This window comes from Citricoccus muralis (assembly GCF_003386075.1).
Taxonomy (GTDB): domain Bacteria; phylum Actinomycetota; class Actinomycetes; order Actinomycetales; family Micrococcaceae; genus Citricoccus; species Citricoccus muralis.
In genome coordinates this window covers 2,264,851-2,286,328 of record NZ_QREH01000001.1, presented here as the reverse complement: position 1 = coordinate 2,286,328, position 21,478 = coordinate 2,264,851, and the positions used below count along the sequence as shown (strand labels likewise).

At 69.6% G+C, this 21,478-nt stretch carries 20 protein-coding genes; 5 read left to right on the top strand and 15 right to left on the bottom strand.

Annotated elements, in window-relative coordinates; all coding sequences use genetic code 11:
• Positions 1–9: 9 nt before the first annotated feature.
• The 5 genes from C8E99_RS10145 to C8E99_RS10125 form a co-directional block, all read right to left on the bottom strand.
• Positions 10–759 (bottom strand): SDR family NAD(P)-dependent oxidoreductase, encoded by a 750-nt coding sequence (locus C8E99_RS10145; protein ID WP_115932189.1) that lies wholly within the window; start codon positions 757–759, stop codon positions 10–12.
• 50 nt (positions 760–809) lie between these two features.
• Positions 810–1,595, bottom strand: a complete 786-nt coding sequence (locus C8E99_RS10140) for an SDR family NAD(P)-dependent oxidoreductase (protein ID WP_115932188.1) — start codon at positions 1,593–1,595, stop codon at positions 810–812.
• Positions 1,595–2,980, bottom strand: coding sequence for an MFS transporter (locus C8E99_RS10135; RefSeq protein ID WP_115932187.1), 1,386 nt, complete (start codon positions 2,978–2,980; stop codon positions 1,595–1,597). Before C8E99_RS10135 ends, C8E99_RS10140 begins: the two co-directional genes overlap by 1 nt.
• A gap of 80 nt (positions 2,981–3,060) precedes the next feature.
• Positions 3,061–3,948, bottom strand: a complete 888-nt coding sequence (locus C8E99_RS10130) for a polysaccharide deacetylase family protein (protein ID WP_115932186.1) — start codon at positions 3,946–3,948, stop codon at positions 3,061–3,063.
• A gap of 18 nt (positions 3,949–3,966) precedes the next feature.
• A complete protein-coding gene (locus C8E99_RS10125) occupies positions 3,967–4,980 on the bottom strand; it encodes an asparaginase (protein WP_115932185.1) in 1,014 nt (337 codons plus the stop codon).
• 169 nt (positions 4,981–5,149) lie between these two features.
• Between C8E99_RS10125 and C8E99_RS10120 the strand changes: the two genes are divergently transcribed.
• Positions 5,150–6,151, top strand: coding sequence for a LacI family DNA-binding transcriptional regulator (locus C8E99_RS10120; protein WP_115932184.1), 1,002 nt, complete (start codon positions 5,150–5,152; stop codon positions 6,149–6,151).
• 3 nt (positions 6,152–6,154) lie between these two features.
• Here C8E99_RS10120 and C8E99_RS10115 read toward each other — a convergent pair whose 3' ends face one another.
• Positions 6,155–7,762 carry a M20/M25/M40 family metallo-hydrolase gene (locus tag C8E99_RS10115; protein ID WP_115932183.1) on the bottom strand — a complete coding sequence of 536 codons (1,608 nt, stop codon included), beginning with the start codon at positions 7,760–7,762 and terminating at the stop codon, positions 6,155–6,157.
• 204 nt (positions 7,763–7,966) lie between these two features.
• Here C8E99_RS10115 and C8E99_RS10110 point away from each other — a divergent pair, with 204 nt between their 5' ends.
• Positions 7,967–8,563, top strand: a complete 597-nt coding sequence (locus C8E99_RS10110; RefSeq protein ID WP_115932182.1) for a YdeI/OmpD-associated family protein — start codon at positions 7,967–7,969, stop codon at positions 8,561–8,563.
• Positions 8,564–8,675: 112 nt separating this feature from the next.
• Here the strand turns inward: C8E99_RS10110 and C8E99_RS10105 are convergent, their stop codons facing one another.
• The 4 genes from C8E99_RS10105 to C8E99_RS10090 form a co-directional block, all read right to left on the bottom strand.
• Positions 8,676–9,161 (bottom strand): glutathione peroxidase, encoded by a 486-nt coding sequence (locus C8E99_RS10105; protein ID WP_115932181.1) that lies wholly within the window; start codon positions 9,159–9,161, stop codon positions 8,676–8,678.
• Positions 9,161–9,583 (bottom strand): organic hydroperoxide resistance protein, encoded by a 423-nt coding sequence (locus C8E99_RS10100; protein ID WP_115932180.1) that lies wholly within the window; start codon positions 9,581–9,583, stop codon positions 9,161–9,163. The genes C8E99_RS10105 and C8E99_RS10100 overlap by 1 nt, the downstream gene beginning before the upstream one ends.
• A gap of 118 nt (positions 9,584–9,701) precedes the next feature.
• Positions 9,702–10,142: a MarR family winged helix-turn-helix transcriptional regulator gene (locus C8E99_RS10095; RefSeq protein ID WP_115932179.1), complete on the bottom strand. Its 441-nt coding sequence runs from the start codon at positions 10,140–10,142 to the stop codon at positions 9,702–9,704.
• A 162-nt stretch (positions 10,143–10,304) separates the two neighbouring features.
• Complete coding sequence (locus C8E99_RS10090) at positions 10,305–13,469, bottom strand: helix-turn-helix transcriptional regulator (RefSeq protein WP_115932178.1); 3,165 nt, start codon at positions 13,467–13,469, stop codon at positions 10,305–10,307.
• Between the two features lie 180 nt (positions 13,470–13,649).
• On the opposite strand from C8E99_RS10090, the gene C8E99_RS10085 reads away from it, so the two are divergent.
• The gene (locus C8E99_RS10085; protein ID WP_211309020.1) at positions 13,650–14,108 is read left to right on the top strand and encodes a GNAT family N-acetyltransferase; all 459 of its coding nucleotides are present in this window, start codon (positions 13,650–13,652) and stop codon (positions 14,106–14,108) included.
• A gap of 25 nt (positions 14,109–14,133) precedes the next feature.
• Here C8E99_RS10085 and C8E99_RS15895 read toward each other — a convergent pair whose 3' ends face one another.
• From C8E99_RS15895 to C8E99_RS10065, 5 genes are all read right to left on the bottom strand, one after another.
• A complete protein-coding gene (locus tag C8E99_RS15895; protein ID WP_170144579.1) occupies positions 14,134–14,289 on the bottom strand; it encodes a hypothetical protein in 156 nt (51 codons plus the stop codon).
• 268 nt (positions 14,290–14,557) lie between these two features.
• Positions 14,558–15,217 (bottom strand): GntR family transcriptional regulator, encoded by a 660-nt coding sequence (locus C8E99_RS10080; protein ID WP_245952250.1) that lies wholly within the window; start codon positions 15,215–15,217, stop codon positions 14,558–14,560.
• A gap of 79 nt (positions 15,218–15,296) precedes the next feature.
• Positions 15,297–16,814: an FAD-dependent tricarballylate dehydrogenase TcuA gene (tcuA, locus tag C8E99_RS10075; RefSeq protein WP_115932176.1), complete on the bottom strand. Its 1,518-nt coding sequence runs from the start codon at positions 16,812–16,814 to the stop codon at positions 15,297–15,299.
• A 185-nt stretch (positions 16,815–16,999) separates the two neighbouring features.
• On the bottom strand, positions 17,000–17,791 hold the full coding sequence (locus C8E99_RS10070) for a response regulator transcription factor (protein ID WP_115932175.1): 792 nt from the start codon (positions 17,789–17,791) through the stop codon (positions 17,000–17,002).
• Complete coding sequence (locus C8E99_RS10065; RefSeq protein ID WP_115932174.1) at positions 17,788–19,590, bottom strand: sensor histidine kinase; 1,803 nt, start codon at positions 19,588–19,590, stop codon at positions 17,788–17,790. The genes C8E99_RS10070 and C8E99_RS10065 overlap by 4 nt, the downstream gene beginning before the upstream one ends.
• Before the next feature lie 199 nt (positions 19,591–19,789).
• On the opposite strand from C8E99_RS10065, the gene C8E99_RS10060 reads away from it, so the two are divergent.
• Positions 19,790–20,773: a Bug family tripartite tricarboxylate transporter substrate binding protein gene (locus C8E99_RS10060; protein WP_115932173.1), complete on the top strand. Its 984-nt coding sequence runs from the start codon at positions 19,790–19,792 to the stop codon at positions 20,771–20,773.
• On the top strand, positions 20,770–21,477 hold the full coding sequence (locus C8E99_RS10055) for a tripartite tricarboxylate transporter TctB family protein (RefSeq protein ID WP_211309019.1): 708 nt from the start codon (positions 20,770–20,772) through the stop codon (positions 21,475–21,477). Before C8E99_RS10060 ends, C8E99_RS10055 begins: the two co-directional genes overlap by 4 nt.
• The last annotated feature ends 1 nt before the right edge of the window (position 21,478 follow it).

The window sequence follows — 21,478 nt, the reverse complement described above, 5'->3', positions numbered from 1 at the left end:
AGCAGCCGATCACGGCATCACGTCGCCGCTGTTGGGCCCGAGCGTCTGGCCCACGTAGATGTCCCCGCCCGGGGAAGACGCCAGCAGCAGGGCGGTCGGCGCGATCTCCTCGGCCGTGCCGAAGCGGCCCAGCGGCAGCTCGGCGCGCTTGGCCGCCTTCCATTCCTCGGTCACGCCGTTGAGCAGGGGCGTGTCGATGGGGCCGGGGGCGATGGCGTTCACCAGGATCCCCTCGGGTGCCAGTTCCAGGGCCATCGCCTTGGTCATGCCGATCACACCGGCCTTCGCGGCCACGTAGTGCACCAGCCCGGTGCCGCCCTTGATGCCCAGCTGGGAGGCGATGTTGATGATGCGGCCGCCCCCGCGAGCCTGCAGGTGCGGCAGGGCCCACCGGCCGGCGAGGAACACGCCCTTGAGGTCGATGTCCACCGTCCGGTCGAAGTCCTGCTCGGTCATCTCGGCCATCGGCTTCTCGTCCAGGATGCCGGCGGCGGTCACCAGGATGTCGATCCCGCGCAGCTGCTCGGCCACGGAGTCCATGGCCTGCCGGACCGAATCCGAGCTGGTCACGTCCACCTCGGCGAACAGCGCCGTGGCGCCGGCCTCGGTCAGGTGCCCGATGACGGCCGCGCCGGCTGCCGCGTCACGGTCCAGCACGGCGATGGCCGCGCCGTTCTCCGCGTACAGCCGGGCGACGGCCGCCCCGATCCCGCTGGCGCCGCCGGTGATGACGGCGACCTTGTCCTTCAGCGCTTTCATGCGCCTGCTCCTTCTCTCACGTGCTGACTGTCGATTTCGAAGTGGGTGGCTCAGCTGGGCCAGCGGATGGTCAGTCCGCCGTCCACGATGAGTTCCTGACCGGTGACGTAGGCGGAATCGTCACTGGTGAGGAAGCGGATGGTGCGGGCGGTCTCATCCACGGTGCCCACTCGGCCGGCGGGGATGATCTTCCCGGCGGCCTTGAGCCCCTCATCACCCAGGGAGTTCTTCTCATCCTCGGACTGCGGGCTACGGATGAGACCGGGGATCACCGCATTCACGCGGATCCCGCGCGGGGCCAGTTCCACGGCCAAGGAGCGGCACAGGCCCAGCACGCCGGACTTCGCCGCGGCATAGTGGGCGTGCTCCTCCCAGCCGTACACGCCGCCGGCGATCGATGACGTCGCGACCATCGCGCCGCCGTCGGTCATTGTGGCGGCGGCCGAGCGGAAGATGCGCATCACGCCGGTGAGGTCCACGTCCAGCATGTCCTCCCAGGCCTGGTCCGTCATCTCGCCCAGCGGGTTGCGCCGCAGGATGCCGGCAGCGGCCACGGCGATGTCCAACCGGCCGAACTCCACCATGGCGGCCTCGGCCATCGCGTCGCAGTCCTCGGTCCTGCGGACATCCGCGGCCACAGCGATGCACCGTCCGCCGGCGGCCTCCACAGCCCGCACCGTCTCCTGGGAGTCGTGCGGGTCACCGGGGAAGTAGTTGACCACGCTGTGCGCACCGGCCCGGGCGTAGGCCACGGCCAGGGCCTGGCCGATCCCGCTGGCGCCGCCGGAGATCAGCGCGACCTTGCCGGCCAGTCCGTCGTCTCGTTGAGTGCTCATCAGAGTGTCACCTCATCCTTCTCCGTGTCGGGGTGGTTGCCGTGGCCCAGCAGGTCGGCCGGGGCATCGGCGGCGGGGCCCTCGATCCTGCGGGTGCCCATCATGCACAGCCCGGCCAGGGCCAGCCCGAGGGTGCCGGAGAGGATGGCGGCGGCGGTCATGGACAGCCCGGCGAAGAGCAGCACACTGAGCAGGCCGGAGCCCACGATCCCGCCCACCGGAGCCATCACGTGGGCCACGTTGGTACCCATGCCGCGGGCGTGGGCCGGGAACGACTCGCCCATGTAGTACAGCAGCGCCGCGAACGGGCCGGTCAGGAAGAACAGGGTGAGGCCATACATGGCGATGATGAACCAGGTGGCTCCCGGGATGAGCAGCATGGCCAGGCTGGAGACGGCACCGGCCAGCCAGCCGAGGATCACGGTGCGCTGGCGGCCGATCCGGTCCCCGAGCCACCCGTGGAACAGGTAGCCGACGAAACCGACGGCGTTGGCGCCGATGAGGATGACCAGGGCGTTCTCGAAGGAGACGCCCTTGGCCTCCACCAGCACCGTGGTGCCCAGCACGGAGAAGACCTGGATACCGATCCAGCTGAACAGCCAGGCCAGGGAGAGCAGGATGGTGTGCCGGCGCAGCGCCGGGGAGAAGACCTCCTTGAGACCGCCCTGGGTCTCGCTGTCCATCTCGAGGCGGTGCTGGTCGATCAGGACCTGGGCGCCGGCGTCGTCCCCCACGGACTGGCGGCGGCGCGCCTCACGGATGGCGGCGAAGGTGGGCGATTCGGGAAGCCGGGTGGCCACCAGGGCCACCGCGATGGCCAGCACGCCGGCGATCACGAAGGACCAGCGCCAGCCGATGACCGGCAGCAGCAGGGCGGACATGCCGGCGGCCACCAGGGCGCCGATCGGGTAGCCGGCCTGCACCACGGAGTAGAAGAAGCCCTTGTTCTTGACGTCCTTGTAGATCTCGGAGAGGTAGACCGCGTTGACGACCTCCTCGGAGAGGGACAATCCGGTGAAGGAGCGCACCAGGATGATCGAGACCGCGCCGATCGCCATGCCGGTGAAGCCGGCGGCCAGGCCGCCGCCGATCATGAGGATCACCAAGGCGTTGCGCCGGCCCAGGCGGTCGATGATCGGCCCGACGATCAGCGAGACGATGAAGACGCCCACGTGGGCCAGGGTGTTGATCATCGTGGACTGGGCGGTGCTCCACCCGAAGTCCTCGGCGATGACCGGTAGCAGCGTGCCGAAGAGGGTGAAGTCGTAGACGGAGATGACCCAGGCCAGGAAGCAGACGATCGAGACCTTGCGGATCATGCCTGGGGTGACGGGGACGTCCCAGGGGGCCACGGGCCCGGTCGAGGCGGTGCGGGGAGAGGACATGGTGGACTTTCGTGTGAGGGGATCGCCCGGCCCGGAGGGCCGGGCGGTCCATCAGAGGGAGATGGTGGCCGGTGGGCCGATCAGGCCTGCGGGCGGGGGTGACGCTGGGCGAAGTCCCGGGCGACGTCCTCCATGAAGGCGAACTCGACGCCGTCGTGTCCCTGGATGTGGTCGAACAGCCGCTCGAGCATCAGCAGGTTCTGAGGGCGGCCGGAGACGTCCGGGTGGATGGTGATGGGGAAGACCGCGTAGTCCATCTCGCGGTAGACCCAGTCGAACTGGTCCTTCCAGAGCTGCTCCACGTCCCGCGGGGAGACGAAGCCGTGGCTGTTGGGGCTGGACTTGATGAACATCATCGGGGGCAGGTCATCCAGGTACCAGGACGCCGGGATCTCGATGAGGTCGGTCTCCTCGCCGCGGATCAGCGGCTTCATCCAGTCGTGGGCCGAGTTGGCGGAGTAGTCGATCTTGGTCCAGGTGTCACCCACGCGCACGTAGTACGGGGTGTGGTCGTCATGCATCAGGGAGTGGTCGTAGAGGAAGCCGCGCTCGAGCAGGATCTCATTGGTGACCTTGGAGAACTCCCACCACGGGGCCACGTAGCCCACGGGCTTCTTGCCGGAGCGCCGCTCGATCAGGTCGGTGCAGTAGTCCAGGATCTCGGTCTCCTGGGTGCGGGTCATGGCGATCGGGTTCTCGTGCGAGTAACCGTGCACGCCGATCTCGTGGCCGGCAGCGACGACCTCGTCGAACTGCTGCGGGAAGGTCTCCACCGAATGTCCCGGCCAGAACCAGGTCACGGGCATCTCCCGGCGCTGGGCCAGCTGCAGCAGGCGCGGCACGCCCACCTCGCCGGCGAACAGGCCGCGGGAGATGTCACCGGGGGAGTCCTCGCCACCGTAGGAGCCGAGCCAGCCGCCCACGGCGTCGACGTCGATTCCCACGGACACGTAGATCTTCTTGGTCATGTTCGTTCCTTTCAGTGGTCAGCGCAGTTCGCTGAACAGGGTGGTGAATTCGGTGGTGGAGGGATTCCCGGACAGCAGTGCCGCCGCGAGGATCCGTGCTTGGAAGGGGTTCAGGTGGCCGGCACTGACGGCGCCGGCCGCGATCAGGTCCACGCCGCCGCCGTTGCCATAGATCGGGACCATGGGTCCATTCGGCACGCGGGTGCTCAGCACCACGGGGATCCCCGAGGAGACCAGGTCCGCCACGGCTTCGGCGTAACCCGGACCCGCATTCCCGACGCCGGTGCCCGCCAGCACCGCGCCCGCCGCGCCGCTCTGCGCCGCGTGCCGCAGCGCCTCAGGAGAGGAGCCGGGGTACGCCGTGATGACATCCACCCGGGTGGTGCCGAACCCGGAGCCGGGCAGGGGTAGAGCGCGGGGACGGACCGGCCGGGCGGCGAGGTCCAGCTCGTCATTGCGGAACAGGCCCACGGTGGCGCCGCCGTCGAAGGGCTGGCTGGCGGTGGTGTGCGCCTTGCGGGCGCCGCGGGCTGTCTGGACCCGGCCGTCGAAGGCAATCAGGGCGCCCATGCCGCGGAAGCGTGGATCAGAGGCTACTGTCAGGGCCTGGCGGAGGTTGCGGGGGCCGTCCGAGTCCGGCTGATCGGCCGCGCGCTGGGCGCCGGTGAACACCACGGTGGTGTCCGTGCCGTTCACCAGGTCCACCAGGAAAGCGGTCTCCTCGAGGGTATCGGTGCCATGGGTGACGATCACGCCGTCCACCTCCGCCTCGGCGGCCCGGGCGAGTGCCGCCGCGGTGATCTCCAGGATCTCCGGCAGGCCCAGGCGGTAGCTGCCCAGCGTCATGACGTCCTCGGTGGTGACCTGGAGGGCCCCGTCGACTGCGGCGGCCGGGGACGAGGCGACGAGGTCGCCGATCGTGTCCGAGGCGATCGAGCCGTCGCCGCGACCCGTGCCCTCCCCGCTCGCTCCGGCCTGACCGGAGCGAGACGCGATGGTCCCCCCGGTGCCGATGATGTGGACTCTGGCCAATCGATGCCGCCTCTGTCGCAAGTCGGGCAAAGACCGGGGGAGTGCCCCAATCGTTTGCCACAAACGTTTGTGTAAAGTGATGTGATGCACATTAGATCAGGAATCGACGTGATGCAAGACTCCTTGTGCGGCCCGTAGACTGACCATCCGACCACCACCGAAGGCCACCGTGAGCAAGCGATCATCCGTCACCCTGAAGGGGCTGGCCCAGGAGCTGGGCCTCAGTCCGTCCACGGTGTCGCGCGTGCTGAATGACGCGGCGGGCGAGGAATCACGCTGGGCCTCCCCGGAGACGAGCCGGCGCATCCTGGCCCTGGCCCACGAGGTCGGCTACGCGAAGAACCCCTACGCTGCCTCCCTGCGAACGGCCCGGTCGCGGTTGATCGGGGTGGTGGTGCCGCGGTTGCAGGACTACGTGCTCGCCACGATCTATGAGGGCATCGACGAGGCCGCGGCCGAGCACGGCTACGTGGCGGTAGTCTCGAACTCGCTGGACAACCCCGAGTCCCACGAGGCCCGCGTCCGGAAGCTGATGGACCGGCGCATCGACGGACTGATCCTCGGGGACACCCCGTTCGACGGCTCCACCCTGACCGCGATCGAGCAGGACGACGTCCCCTTCGTGCTGGTCAACCGACGGTCCCCTGGGTACCCGTCCGTGACCTGCAACGACTACCTGGGCGGACAGCTCGCTGGCGAGTATCTGGCCGGACTGGGCATGGAGAAGGTCTTCCTGCTGGCCGGCAAGAACCGCATGTCCACCTCGATCGACCGGACGGCCGGATTCACCGAACGGTTGGCCGAGCACGGCATCCACGTGCCTGCCGAGCACATCGCCACCGGCGGATTCGACGCCGAGGCCGGCGAAGAAGCCACCCGGCGCCTGCTGGACTCCGTGGGCGTGCCGGACGCGCTGTTCGCCGTCAACGACTTCGCGGCCATCGGCGCCCTGGGTGTCCTGGCCGAACGGGGGCTGTCCGTCCCGGACGACGTCAAGATCGTTGGGTATAACGACACCCCCTTGGCCAGCGGGGTGGGGCTGACCACGGTGCGCTCGCCGATGCACCAGATCGGCCGTCAGGGCCTGGAGCTGCTCCTGGACCGGATGGACGGCAAGGACGTGGAGAGTCGGCAGTTGGATCCGGAGCTGGTGGTCCGGAGCTCGGCGTAGGGCTCACCCCACCCGGAACCTCTCGAACACCGTGTACATGAAGTCGGTGCCGGTCTTCAGCGCGTCCACGAAGATCCGCTCGTCGTCCCCATGCATCCCGATCAGTTGCTCGTTGGACAGCACGTAGGGGTAGACGCCATAGCCGGGGATGCCCTCGGCGCGCCAGGGGGCCAGGGAGGTTCCTGCCTCGAACAGGGCCGGGGCGAAGGCCGCATCCGGGTAGGTCGCCTCGGCCGCGCCGGACAGCGCGTGGAACAGATCGGTGTCGATGTCCGCCGGCGGGTTCGCCCACGTCTGGTCCAACTCGTTGAGGTAGTCCTCCTCGCTCGTCCCCTCCGGGGCGGCGATGCTGACCTCCACGTCCCGCTCCGCCAGGAGCCTGCGCACTTGCTGGAGGAAGTCCCGAGGTTTCTGCCCTCCGGGAACCGCGCGGCAGTTCAGCCGGGCCGTCGCACTGGAGGGGATCACGTTCTCCTTGTACCCGGCCTCCTGGATCACGAAGGCGTGCGTGGTCCGCAGTAGGGCGCGGTGCAGGTAGGGGTAGTCGGAGCGGGAGACCATGAGCTTCTCGGCTCGCTCCCGCATCTTGGCCGACCGTGCCGAGAGCAGCATCCGGATGGCCTGGGCGAAGCGTCGGTCATCGGTGGATGCGGCCAGGGCCTGGAAGTACTCGCGGGTCACGTCAGTCAGATGGACGGGTGCCTCCCAGTCACCCAGATCGGCCAGCGCCCGGGACAGCGTGACCATCGCCGCGTCCGGCATCGGCTTGGACGAGTGTGTGGCCGTGCCATCCGCGGTGATGTCCAGGTTGAAGTAGACCTTGTCCTGGCGGGTGGCCGTGATGAGCATCGGGGTGGTCGCGTCCCCCTGGGCCAGGAACCAGCCGCCCTCGGTCAGGACCGACCCGGCGTTGATCTTGTCCCAGTGGTTCTCGGCCAGCCACCGGGAGCCGAAGGAGCCGGCCTCCTCATCACAGTCGGTGAGGATGATGATGTCCCGGTCGAAGCGTGCGCCCTCCTGCAGGTGGCGCAGCAGGGCGCTGATGCTCGCGGCGTTGGCGCCCTTCATGTCCAGGGCGCCGCGGCCGTATACCTCCCCGTCCCGCACCTCCCCGGAGAAGGGGTCCACTGACCAGTTCTCCAGTTCCACGGGCACCACGTCCGAATGTCCGAGCAGCAGCAGGGGCTCCGCGTCGCCGGTGCCGGCGATCCGCGCGATCAGGTGCACGTTGTCCGGTTGGGGCGTTTCGATGATCTCCGCGTCCACGCCCGCCCGGTCCCAGACCGCTTTGAGCATCTCGGCGTGCGGCCGGGTCTTGCCGCCCTGGCCGGAGTTCTGGGTGTCGAACGAGAGCATGCGTTGCAGCAGATTCAGCGGATCTCGGTCCTCGACCGGAACGGTCGCAGCGGCGTTGGCGCGGGAGCTGGAGGTCAGCCCCGTGAGTGCTCCGGTGCCGATGGCCGTCGCCCCGAAGGCGGCGGCGCCCACCCCTAAGAACGTACGACGCCGGATGGCCGGCTTGGGTGCGACCGTTGCCGTTGCCGTTGCCGTTGCCGTGGAGTCGGCACCGGAGGTGGGGGTCGGGTCGAAGGGTGCGGGTGATGGGCTCATGGTGTCTCCTCAGGGTGGTGCAGAGGTGAGACGGCGAGGGATCAACACATGAGACGGATGTGGGATGAGTCACATCCTTGCATGACCTGCGGGGGGACTCAACGGGTACCTCTGTGGTCTCGCCGAGATCGCCGTGACCTCAGTGCTCGTGCGGTGGTGCCTGAGTAGGATGGCGAAGAACCGGACCGGTCGCGGAGGACCTACATGAAGAACACGTCTGTAGTCGAGGAACCCGAAGTCCTCATCGTGGAGGACGTTGCGGCCTGGCGGGAGTGGCTGGATGCGCACGAGGAGAGATCGGACGGCATCTGGTTGATGCTGGCCAAGAAGGGCGCTACTTCCCCGACGTCGCTGACCTACCAGCAGGCCCTGCGGGAGGCGTTGTGCAGTGGTTGGATCGACGGTCAGTCCAAGTCGATCGATGCCACCACCTACCGCCAGAGGTACACACCGCGCCGCAAGGCCTCGATGTGGTCTCAGCGCAACGTCACGCTCGTGGCAGAGCTGATCGAGCAGGGGCGGATGCGGCCCCGGGGCCAGGCCGAGATCGACCGGGCGAAGGTGGACGGCCGGTGGGACCGCGCCTACGCCGGCCCGGCCACGGCCGAGGTCCCCGAGGACCTGGCCGCCGCGCTCGCCTCGTCACCGGGGGCCGCCGCCACCTTCGCCACGCTCAACGGCCAGAACCGCTACGCCGTCCTGCATCGGGTCCTCACCGCGCCGAGCCCGGCGAGCCGGACCAATCGGCTGGCCAAGCTGGTCGGCATGCTGGAACGTGGCGAGACTCCGTACCCGCAGTAGCCGATGCGAGGAGGGCCAGAGGGAGCCAGAGGGAGCCAGCGGGAGCCGGCGGCAGCGCCGGCGTCGGGCACCTGAACCGTGACCGGCACCTCACGCGCCCCTTCTCACCTGATCACTGCGCGGTGAGTGCCGTCTCGATCGCGCCGCGCATCTTGGCGGGGGCGGTGGTCGGTGCGAAGCGCTCGAGGACGGTCCCGTCACGGCCGAGCAGGAACTTGGTGAAGTTCCACTTGACCGCGCCGCCGAGCAGCCCCGAGGTCTCCTGCCGCAACCAGGCGAACAGCGGATGCGCGCCGGAGCCGTTGACCTCCACCTTGGCGAACATCGGGAAGTCGACGCCGTAGTTCAGCTGGCAGAACTCACTGGCCTCGGCGTCGGTGCCCGGCTCTTGGTGGGCGAACTGGTTGCAGGGGAAGCCGAGCACCACCAGGCCGCGGTCCCGGTAGTCCCTGTAGAGCTCCTGGAGGCCCTCGAATTGGGGTGTCAGACCGCACTGGCTGGCCGTGTTGACCACGAGCACCACGTGGCCCGCGTAGTCGGACAAGGGGCGGTCCTCCCCGGTGGCCGTCCGCGCGGTGAAGTCGGAGAGCGTGGGCATCAGTCCTGCACCACGTCCACGGTGACGTCGATGTTCCCGCGGGTGGCATTGGAGTAGGGGCAGACCTGGTGGGCCTGATCCGCCAGCTCCTGGGCCTCGTCCTGGGGCAGGGCGGGGACCACTACCTCCAGGGTGACCTCGAGGCCGAATCCGCCGGCTCCATTCGGGCCGATCCCCACGCGGGCGCCCACACTGGACTCGCCGAGGTCCTTCTTCGCCTGGCGGGCCACCATCTGCAGAGCCGAGTGGAAGCATGCAGCGTAGCCGGCCGCGAAGAGCTGTTCCGGGTTGGCTCCGTTGCCGGTGCCGCCCATCTCCTTCGGGACGGCCAGGTCCAGGCTGATGGAACCGTCCGCGGTCTGGGTGCGGCCGTCCCGGCCGCCGCCGGTGGCCAGGGCCTCTGCGGTGTAGACAGTCTTCATAGGGTTCTCCTTGGGTCGGGGTGAGGATCGGGGGTTGGATTCGGGTTCAGGTCAAGGTACGTGCCGGGGGATGGGTTCGCGCGGTGGAAGCCGAGGCGGAGCCCCAGACGTCCGAGTCTCAGACATCCGAACCGGCGAACCGGCGAGAGAGGTCTCGGAGGTTGAGGAGTTCCTCCGTCGACAGTGTCACGGCGTCCAGCAGGCAGCGCTGGACCTCGGCGGCGCGCGAGCGGAGGGCATGGCCCTCTGCGGTCAGGTGCACGGCGACCCGGCGTGCATCCGTTGACTGGCGCTCGCGGGTGATGAAGCCGTGCTCGTCCAGGCGCCGTAACAGGGGAGACAGCGTGCCGCTGTCCAGATGCAGCCGATCGCCGAGTGCAGAGACGGTCTGCCCGTCCTGCTCCCAGAGCACCAGCAGTACGAGGTACTGCGGGTAGGTCAGGCCCAGGTCATCCAGCAGCGGGCGGTAGGCCTGCTGGGCGGCCCGGGCTGCCGAGTACAGGGCGAAGCACACCTGGTCCTCCAGGCGACCGGCAGATTCTGGGTGTGCGAAGCTCATCTCAAAAGCATTGCGCACAATTCAGTTGTGCGCAATAGGTCGGTTCGGCGACATCAGACCCCGTGGAAGCACCGGAACCCCGTAGAAACCACGGTTCCGGCCCATCGGCTTCCCTGACAGGATGGAAGTCATGGCATCACAGGGACAACCGAGGAACGATCCTCAGGGTGCGTTCGGGTCGCCTAGGTCGTCCAGGTCTACGGGGTCGTCCGGGATGCCGTCGACCGGGCCATCGTCATCCGAGCCGCGCCCGGCCAGCGCCGGGACCAGCAAGGTCAGAGTGGCCGGCGGCAGGGCCTTCCGCAGTTCCACGCGGCTGGTCATCCCGAGCTTCGCGAGGCAATTGCCGACGTGGTACTCCACTGTGCGCACGCTGAGGAATAGCTCGGTAGCGATCTCGCGGTTGCCCTTGCCCTCGGCGACCTCGACGGCGATCTGCCGTTCGCGGGTGGACAGTTCTGCCATCAACCGAAACGCGGTCTGCGCCGGAGCCGACACCGGCTCATGGGAGCGTTCTGCCCCTCGACCAGCCACCGGGCCGGCCACCGATTCGTGCACACCTCTCATGGGGCGGCTTCCCCCCTCCGCTCTGGTGCCCACATCGGCCGGCCCGGTGGCTCTCTCCCCCTGCCGCTTCCGCAGGGCGGCGGCCAGTTCCGCCGCCTCACCCTGGAGTGGCATCGCGCCACACCTCAGGAAGAAGTCGGCGGCCTGGCGGGCCCACCGGCCGGCGTCGTCCACACCGTCCTCGAGTCGATCGTCGGTGCCCGCACCGTCCATGGCGAGCCGGGACAGATCCAGCGCTATGAAGGCCCGGACCAGGGCATGGCCCCCGCCGGGCAGGACGTCCGGACCGATGCCGGCCACGTACGGAACCGGCTCGGCGTCGAGGGAGGCCAGAGCATCCACCAGCTGCTCCCGTGCGTCGTCTGGCTGGGCCCGCGCCCGGTACAGGGCACCGAGCGTTGCTGCCTCCACCGCGCGCAGGACGCCCTCCGGGGCGGAGTCCATGCCCTCCGTGGCGTGAGCGGCGAGGGCCTGCAGGCGGTGTACGTGTCCGGTTTCCGCCAGGGCCCGCGCGTAGAGGCAGACCGTGGTGAATCCGGCGGTGGCCCACCCCACCCGGGTGGACTCGATGAGCTGGAACTGATGCGCGGCCTCCGGGTGGTCGCCGGCGAAGGTGGCTCCCATGGCGCGGGCGAAGGCCACGGCGCAGGCCACCACCTCACTGGTGGCGCTGGCGTCCTCCACCGCTCGCTGGAGCAGCGGGCGGCCGGCACTCTGTTCGCCACGGGCCAGCGGCACCAGCGCCGCCGTGGCATAGGCGGAGCGAACCCCGGAATCGACCGGTAGCATCAGGCAGCTGTCCACGGCCCGCGTGGCATGCTCCAGTGCTCGGTCCCAGGCACCCTGGTGGAAGGCCAGCTGGCTCAGGGTGCTTTCCAGGAAGACCCGCTGCTCGCGGGGACCCTGGGCGTCCTGGGCCGTGGCATCGAGGATCCGGGAGGCGGCGGCCACCTCCCCCTGGGCGCGGAGGCGAGAGCCGATCACCGCGGAGATCACGCTCCGCACGGGTTCGGTCCCCGGGACGGGGCGCAGGTCCTCCAACAGGGACGTCATCTGCTCAGTGAACTCACCCACGCGGCTGCGGTCGCCATGCCGCAGGCCGGACCAGAGGGCGAGCAGGGCCTCCACGGAGCGAGCCTCACTGACCAGGCGCAGAGCCTGCGGGTCCTGGCGGGCAGCGTGTTCGAACCCGCGGCGCACCGGCACCAACTCGTCCAGCAGGGCATCGATGGTGCTGCCCACGGCGCCGAACCGTGCCGTGGCGTAGGCGATCCGTCCCGCGGCGGCCAGGGCGTGGCCGAGCAGGAGCAGGCCGGCCCGCCCCGGATCGTCCTCCGGCAGGTAGAGGCCTTGCCGGATCTGGTCCACCGCCCCTTCCAGGTCCTCTGAGGCGAGCAGATCCCAGGCTCGCGCCGCGCACCCTGGCCGGCTCTGGGGCATCCCGGCCAGGACATCCCGCAACTCGAGCACCAGGTCCGGCCTGCGGGCCAGCACGGTGGCACGCAGAGCCAACGTCAGGGCGACCGGATCCCCGGTCAACCGCAGGGCCTGATGGAAGTGGCCAAACGCCGCCACCCCGTCTCCGCGGACTAAAGCCTCTCCTCCGTACTGCATCAGCGTCCGGACGAGCAGTGGGGTCTCCGCCGGCTCCGGGTCCAGCCGCTGTGCCTGAACCCGGTGTCCCAGGGCCGCGGGCCCTTTCAGGACCGGGGCGAGGATCCGATGCAGTTCCGCACGGCGCTTGTCCGGCAGCTGGTCCGCCATGAGCGTGGCCAGGTGCGGGTGGGACAGGGCCACCGTGCCCGCGGTGTGCGTGATGCGCACCTGGTCCGAGTCCAACAGGCCGTGGTCCGGCAGGCCCGGGTAACCCAGTTCGACCAGCGCCCCGCTCAGGTGCACGATGTGGAGCGGCTCGCCGGCCACCGCCAGCAGGCTGAGGGTGTCCCTCAGATGGGGAGAAAGTGCCTCCAACGAGGACCGCAGGGCTCGGCCGAACAGGCGCTGGGGAGCATTCTGACCTTTTCCCAAGGCCGCCATGGCATCCTGCAGCCGTCGATGTCCCGGAGGGGCGTGGTCCAGCCACCCGGCCACCGCGCCCACCAGCAGGGGGACTCCGCCCGTGCCGCCGTGGACCTTGCGGGCAAAGTCGTCGGACACGGGGATGCCCAGCCGCTCCCGCAGGACCTGCCGGCAGTCCGCGACTCCCAACGGGCCCAACTGCAAGTGGGTACCGTGGCGCCCTGAGGCCAGGAATCGCTCGATGCCGACGGTGAGCTCGGTGGCCTGCGGGCGGTAGGTCAGGATGATCATGAAGGGCCCTGAGGACATGGCCAGAGCGCAACGCCACAGCACCTCGGCGGAGAACGGGTCCGCCCATTGGAGGTCCTCCACCACGGCGATGCCCGCTCCGCCGTCGTTCGACTCAAAGGCCTGGATGGCATCGAAGACCACCTGCACGCAATCTTCCATGACGGTGGGCCACTCCGTCCGATGCTGGCCGGTGATGGCGGACAGTAGCCGCTGGACCAGCGTCCCGGGGACATCGGCATCGGAGGGGTACAACTCCACCGCCGGCAGCACATTGCGCTTGCCGGCGAGGAAGGTCTCCACCAGGGTGGTCTTGCCGATGCCGGCGGGGCCTTCGATGGCGACGAACTGGGGGACGCCGGTCTGCACCCGTTCCCACGTGGCGTTCAAGCGCTGCAGCTCCGCGGCGCGGCCCGGCAACGTCTCGGACTGATCCTGTGGGTGCTGCGTCATGACGTATCCCCTGCTGGTTCATCGGACCCTCGGGATCCGAGCGCGCGTGAGCCCCGGCGCGGGCTCGCCTGCGGCCATGATAAGTGGATCACAGATCGGCCTCCGGCCACGTCAGGTTGATGACGTGACCGGCTCTGGGCAGCTGGACCATGAGTGCGAGACCTGGGAAAATGCCGACCCATGGTGACGATGCGAGCGGGACCCGGCCAGGCCGGCGTCGTGGGCCGGCTGTTGCACGAGTTCAACACGGAATTCGGCTCGCCCACGCCCTCCGCGGAGGACTTCGCGGCGCGCTTCGGCATGCTGCTGGTGGGTGACGACGTCCTCGTGCTGCTTTCGGGCAGCACCGCGGCACCGACGGGCTTCGCGTTCCTGACCCTGCGCCCGACGCCGTACGGCGACGGGCCGCTGGCACAGCTCGAGGAGTTGTACGTGCGGCCGGGTCAGCGGGGACGGGGCATCGGCACCGAACTGCTGCTGGACGCCATCGAGCATGTGAGGGCGCGAGGCAGCGAGGAGATGCACATCAACGTGGATGAGATCGACGAGGACACCCGGCGTTTCTACGAACGTCACGGGTTCACGAACATCCAGCCCGGCGAGGACTACCGCATGCTCTGTTACCTGCGGGAGTTCTGAAGGCCGGGCCGGCGGCGAGGTTCTCCTACCCCAGCAGGTGCAGGACTACTTCAAAGACGCCGACGGCGGCGGCCGCGGAGATGATGCCGGTGACGGTCCAGAACGTGGCGCGCTCGGTGGTGGCCGAGTAGGTGCCCGTGGTGGGGATTTCGGACGTGGAGAGAGACAGCGGAGTGGACATGATGTCCTCCAAATGAGGGGATTCCGGGTCTGCCCAGAGCGGGCATCGGGCAGGACACTATCGCTGAAACCACGCGGATGAAAACGCCACGCCGGACGACACGCCGAACGGGCTCCGTCCGGAGGCTGAGGGTCCGAAAACATGGCGACTGACCAGCGGAAACCTCTCAACCGGGCGGCCTGGTGTGCGCTCCCGCCGGCGCCGTCAGGAGGCCTGGCCAGCCGGTGCCGTCGGGCCCTGCTGGGGCGGCCCCGGTCAGCCGGCGCCGTCAGCCCATGGCGTGGCTGAGCATCCTCAGCCGCAGGGCCCGGGCCGTGGACATGTGGGCCCGCATGGCCTCACGCGCGCCGGCGGCCTCATGCTCTCGGATGCAGCGGAGGATCTCCGCGTGCTCCTCCAGGGACTGTTCCCAGCGCCCCGGCGTGGTGAGGGTGGAGGTCGGGGCATGGATCTGGTGGGTGGAGAGCCGGTCCAGCAGATCGCGCAGGATGGGGTTCCGGGCGGCCGACCACAGCGCCTCGTGGAACTCGATGTTGGTGTCCAGCCGGGTGGCGTTGTCCGGGTCCGTGAGGGCCTGGTCCCGGGAGAGGAGTCCCTCCAGCCGGACCAGATCGAGCTCGGTCCGGGCCGAGGCGGCCTCCTCGGCGGCCTGTCCCTCCAGCAGGATGCGGAGGTCATAGACCTGCATCAACTGTTCGGGGTCCAGGCGCCGCACCTGCAGCCCCCGGGTCCCGCGTTCGAGCAGGCCCTCCTGCTGCAGCCGGCCCAGGGCCTCGCGCACCGGCGTCCGGGAGACCCCGAACCGCTCGGCCAGAGCCACTTCGCGGAAAGGTGTTCCGGGGGAGTGCTCGCCTCGGAGGATCTCCGCCTTGAGCTCGCCGTGCATCGCGGAGGCGTCCATCTTCCCAGCCACAGGTGTGCCCTTCATTGTGCTCTTCTGCTCTCAGCGGTGCCGGCCGGCGCAGGGGACATCCTTCTCCCGACGCCGGCCGGCACGCTTTCCAATATCAGGCCAGGGTACCGGCGCGCCGTCCGAAGACCACTCCCGCGGCCAGGCCGGAACCGCCGGGGTAGTTGCCGGCGAACAGGCCGCCGAGCATCTCACCGCAGACGTACAGCCCGGAGATGTGCTCGCCCTCGGCGTCCAGGACCCGGCCGTGGGTGTCCGACTTCAGGCCGCCGAAGGTGAACGTGATGCCACAGGTGACCGCGTAGGCGTAGAACGGCCCCTCGGTCAGGGGGGTGGCCCAGTTGGACTTGACCGGGGTGGTCTCGGCACGGCGGCCGTCCTTGATGGTGGGGTCCCAGGGGATGGTGGTGTCGATGGACCCGTTGTAGTCCTGGACGGTCCCGGTGAGGGCCTCCGGGGCGATCCCGATTTTCCCGGCCAGCTCCTCGAGGGTGTCCGCCTCGGCCACGGTGATGCCGGGCATCTCATACTCCTCACTCCGCAGCATGGCCCGCAGGGGGGCATCGAAGATCTGGTAGGCGACCGAGCCCGGCTGCTTGAGGATCTCGCGGCCGAACTTCGCGTAGGTGTAGTTGCGGAAGTCCTCGCCCTCGTCCACGAACCGCTGGCCTTCGGTGTTGACGATGATCCCCAGCGGGTAGGACTGGCGGGTCAGCCGGTTGGTCAGCTCGCGGTTGGACTCGTTGTTCGGGGTGAACGCATCCCATTGGGTGGAGTGGCAGGTGGACCAGTGCCCGGCCTTCTGCGCGCCGATCTTCAGGCCGGCGGCGATCATGTCCCCGTTGTTGAAGGGGGTGCCGCGGACCTTGGCGTTCTCCCAGCCCTCACCGAGGTGCTCGCGGCGCCACTCGGCATTGGACTCGAAGCCGCCGGCGCCCAGGATCACGGATTCGGCGCGCAGTTCCTGCAGGGACCCATCCTCTTGGCGGACGGCGACGCCCTTGACCTGGCCCTCCTCGACGACCAGCCCGGTCACGTCCTGGCCGTAGCGGACCTCGGTGCCCAGCTGCTCGGCCACGCGGACGTGGTCATGCATGAGGCCCTCGCCGCCGCCGACGTTGCCGACATGCAGCCCGCCCCAGAACAGGTAACTGCCGTCCTCGCGCTGATAGGCCTGGCGCTCGTACATCAGTCGGTACTTCAGACCCAGCGACTGCAGCCACCGCAGGTTCGGGGCGGCCTCCTGCACCAGGACCTCGGTCAGCTCGGGGTCATTGCGGCCGTCGGTGACGCGGACGAGGTCGGCGGCGTAGTCCTCGGCGGAATACGCCGGGACCTCGGTGACGGCGTGGCGCTCGTCCGGCTCGATGAAGTCCTGCAGGTCCTCGAGTCCGGCATGGGCGATGCGCGTGGCGCCGGCGGTGTAGTAGCTGTTGCCGCCGAACGCGTCCCGGGGGGCCTTCTCCAGCAGGAGCACCTTCCGGCCCCGCTCGGCTGCTGCGTGGGCGGCGGTGAAGGCAGCGTTGCCGCCGCCGACGACGATGACGTCGGCATCCAGGCTGGTGCCGGTCTGGGCGCCGCCGGTGCGGGTGTCCGGGGTGGGGGAGGTGGTCATGAGAGTCCCTTTCAGTCGGCTCGCCGGTCCAGCCGACGACTGTGCACGAATGTATACAAATGTGGACATACGTGCAAGGGGTGGCCGGAAGCGGGGGCGTGGGGGCAGTCCCATGCCGATGCCTCGCGCCTCGCGCCTCGCGCTTGGTGCTGGATGCCCGGTGCACCGTGGCGGCCTTCTGTGACTCAGCCGATCCAGGCGTACCGGTGTTCCGGGCGCCCGGTGGCACCGTAGCGCGGCCGCAGCTCGGCTTTGCCGCGGTCGGTCAGCAGCTCGAGATAGCGGCGGGCGCTGACCCGGGAGATCCCGCAGGCCGCCGCCACCTCACGCGCCGAGAGGTCGACGCCGGCCCCGACCTCCCGCAGTGCGGCCGCCACCAGGTTCAGCGTGGGGGCCGAGTACCCCTTGGGCAGGCGGTCCGCGGGTCCGTTCGGTGGTGCCCCTGACCCCGACCGCGCCGCGGTGCTAGACCACGCCGCTGTGCTGGACCACGCCGGCTGCTCCACGTGGTCCGGGGCCCGGCCGGATGCGCCCCGGACCAGCCGGTCGATCTCGGTCTGGTCCAGGTCCGGAGCACTGCCGGCGCCGTGGCCGGATCCGCCGTGGGCGGCGAGGAGGGCGGCGAACTCCTGGAGGCGCTCGTTGAACTCCTCGCGGCTGAAGGGCTTGACCAGGTAACCGTCCACGCCGTGGCCTACCGCGCGGCGGACGGTGTCACGCTCGCTGGCGGCGGTCACCATGATCACCGCGACGTCATGACCAGCAGATCGCAGGTCCTCCAGCACCTGGACGCCGCCCCGGTCCGGCAGGTGCACGTCCAGCAGCACGAGGTCCACCTCGTGCTGAGCCAGGAACTCCGCCACCGGTAGACCGCGTTCCAGGACCCCGACCACCTCGAAGTCGTCGAGAGCCTCCACGAAGCGCCGGTGCATCCCCGCGACCGCGAAGTCGTCATCCACCACGAGTGTCCTGATCAACGGATGTCCCCTCTGTCCTCGGTGTTCGGTGTCTCAGCCTGGTCTCTGTCCGCTCCAGCGCCACGGCCATCGCTGTCACCGTAGGTGCGGGTGTGGGTGCCGGTGCCAGTATCAGTGCCGGCGTCGGCGTCTGCGGCCGCCGGCCAGGCGGCCCGGAACCGGGCCCCGCCCCAGGGCGACGGGGTGATCTCCACCCGGCCGCGCCGGCGCCGGGCAATCCGGTCCACCAGGGCGAGGCCGATGCCGCGGCCTCCGGCGGGCCGCCCTGACGCCGGGCCGGTGTCCTTGGTGGAGGCTCCCCAGCGGAACAGGGCCTGCGCCGCATCCGGGTCCAGGCCGGGACCCGAGTCGTCCACCTGGACCGCGAATCCGGCGGCGCCGGCGGTCACCTCCAGCATCACCCGGCCGCCGTCCCCGGCCGCCTCGATGGCATTCGTCAGCAGATTGGCCACCACCGTGAGGGCGTCGTCGTCCGCACTCCAGTCCGCCTCCACGGAGCCGTTGGCGGTCAGCTCCAGCGCGACGCCGGCCTCCCGGGCGAGCGCGGATTTCGCGCCGACCAGCGCGGACAGGGATGCATCGGAGAGGTCGTGCTGGAATGGGCCGCCGGCCAGGCCTGTCAGGCTCCGGATGTACTCCTGCGCCTCCTCGGTCTCGTCGAGGGACAGCAGGCCGGAGATCACATGGAGTCGGTTGGAGAACTCGTGGGTCTGTGACCGCAGGGTCTCCGTCAGGCTGCGCTGGCCCTCCAGCTCGCGCAGGCTGGACTCCAGTTCGGTGCGGTCCTGCACGGTCAGGGTGCGGCCGATCTGCCGGCCCTGCGCCCGCGCCGGCCGCACCCGGGCCAGGAGGATGCGCTCGCCGGCCAGGGCGAAGGTCGTCAGATCCCAGTCGGCCTCGTCCGCCGTCGGGCGGCGTGGCCCAGCATCGGTTGCCTTGCCCGGGGACGAGGCCGGTGTGGGGGAGGGGGCCAGGAGGGCGGCCAGGTCCGCATCCAGCACTTCTGCGGCCGGGCGGCCCTCGATGTCCGGGCCCACGCCGAGCAGCCGGGTGGCCTCATCGTTGACGAGGGTGATGGTGCCGTCCTCGTCCACGCCGATGACGCCGTCTCCGACGCTGTGCAGCAGCGCCTGGCGGGACTGGTGCAGTCCGGCCATCTCCTCGGGACCAGCCCCGTAGATCCTGGTGCGCACGTAGCGGGAGGCCCACGCTGCCCCGGCGGTGCCCAGGCCGGCGGCCAGCAGGACCCACGGGGCGAAACCGAGGACGACCTCGAGCAGGTCGGCGCGGATCTCGCTCTGCAGCAGGCCCACCGAGACGGTGCCCACCACCTCGTCGCCGTCCCAGATCGGGACCTTGGAACGCAGCGATACCCCCAGGGGGCCCTCCTCGGTGCCGCGGAAGGTCTCGCCAGCACGGATCGGGGCATGGTCTGAGGAGACCGGCTGGCCGATCTGCGCCGGGTCGGGGTGGGCCACCCGGATGCCGTCCTGGTCCGCGACGACCACGAACTCGACCCCGGCGGCCCGTTCGGCCAGGTGGGCGATGGGTTGAATTCTCTCCACCGCATCCGCTGCGTTCACGGTGGCGATCACCTCGGGGACGCTGGCGATCTCGGTGGCCACGGTGTGGACCTCCTCGAAGGCGAGGTCCCGGGTACGGAGTTCCTCGAAGCGCAGCACGATGGCCGCCACGGCTAGCACCGTCAGCAGCACGATGGCCAGCTGCAGGGTGATCAACTGCAGGCGGAACCGGCGGCGGGGCCGGGGCCCGTTCAGGCGGGGTGGGGGGCGAAGCACCGTGGCTGACTCCTGGGGATGGGGATGGGGATGGGGATGGGGATGGGAGGACGTGACGCGGCGTTGTCAGAACTTTCTTAACCTCCCCTTATGACCACAACCACCTTTCCGCTGTGCCATGGATCACGTTTCTGTCACCGTGGAGGATCGGCCACGGCTTAAGTGGTCCGAATCACTGACGTAGAGAGTACGGAGGACCATGAGTTCACGCACCTTCACCAAGGCCGCCCTCGGCGTGGCGGCCGCCGGCGTCGTCGGCCTTGCCTTGGTCAATGCCGCCGCTGGCGGTGGCGAGGCCACCGCCCGATCCAAGCTGGTGCTGATGGCACCGGCGGCGCCCGGCGGCGGCTGGGACGGCTTCGCCCGCGAATCCCAGCAGGCCATCAAATCCGATGGCATCTCCAACAATGTCCAGGTCGTCAACGTCCCCGGAGCCGGTGGCACCATCGGGCTGGGGCAGTTCGCCCAGATGGAGGGCCGCTCGGACATGATGATGGTGACCGGCGGAGTGATGGTCGGTGCCGTCGAGCTGGCGGACTCCGGGGTCTCCATGGACGATGTCGAGCCGCTGGTCCGGCTGGCGGACGACTATGCCGCCCTGGTGGTGCCGGCGGACTCGCCATACGAGACCCTGGACGATTTCATCGCGGCGTGGAAGCAGGATCCGGGTGGCGCCTCCATCTCCGGTGGCTCGCTCGGCTCGATCGATCACCTGCTGACCGGCCTGGTGGCGGAGAAGGTGGGGATCGACCCGTCCCAGACCAACTACATCGCCTACTCCGGCGGTGGCGAGGCGCTGACCTCCATGCTCTCCGGCACCACCGTGGCCGGCATGTCCGGCTACAACGAGGTGGCGGACCAGATCGAGGCCGGCAACCTGCGGGCCCTGGCCATCTCCTCGAAGGAGCGGCTGCCCGGCGTGGACGTGCCCACCTTCCTGGAGCAGGGCGTGGATGCCGAGATGGCCAACTGGCGCGGCCTGGCCGCAGCCCCCGGCGTCTCCGAGGAGGACCGAGGCGAGCTGTTGGAGATCGTGGAGGAGTACCGCCAGACGGACCACTGGCAGGACGCCCTCGAGCGCAACAGCTGGACGGACAGCTACATGACGGGCGACGAGTTCGAGGCCTTCCTCGACGAAGAGATCGACCGCACCCGTGACATCGTGGAAGGACTCGGACTGTGAGCCAGCAGCAGACTGTACCCCCGGCCGGCCATTCGGCTGAGACCGCCGGAACCGCCGGGGCAACCGGCGGACCCCAGGGCCCGACGTCGGCCGCACCCCAGGGCGGGACCGCGCGTCGCGGATTCTGGGCCGGCCGCAGCGAACTGATCATGCCCCTGCTGGTGGCCGGCATCGCCACCTGGCTCGCCATCGAGACGGCGACCATGAACGTCATGGGCGACTCCGTGCCGGGGCCCCAGTTCTTCCCGACGATCGTCTGCATCGTGCTGTACGCCGTCGCGGTCGTCCACGCCATCCAGCTGCTGCGGAACCCGCGGCTGCCGGACCTCACCGACGATGCGGTGAACGCGGACACGTCCTCGGACCTGCTTGGCGACCTGGCCTCCGCCTCCGATCGCGGCCGGGAGCGGATCGCCGGCCGCACCCCGGGCGCCACGCTGCCCCCGGGCTGGAAGACGTACACCGACTGGAAGACCGTGGGCCTGATCGTCGGCGGCATCGCCGGGTTCATCCTCGTGCTGCCCGTCCTGGGGTGGGTGCTCTCCGCGGCCGGCCTGTTCTGGGTGGTCTGCAAGGCCCTGGGCAGCGAACGCCCGCTGTTCGACCTCATCATCTCGCTGGTGTTCTCCTCGGTCATCCAGCTGGCCTTCAACGCCGGACTCGGACTGAACCTGCCCGGCGGCTTCCTGGAAGGACTGATCTGAC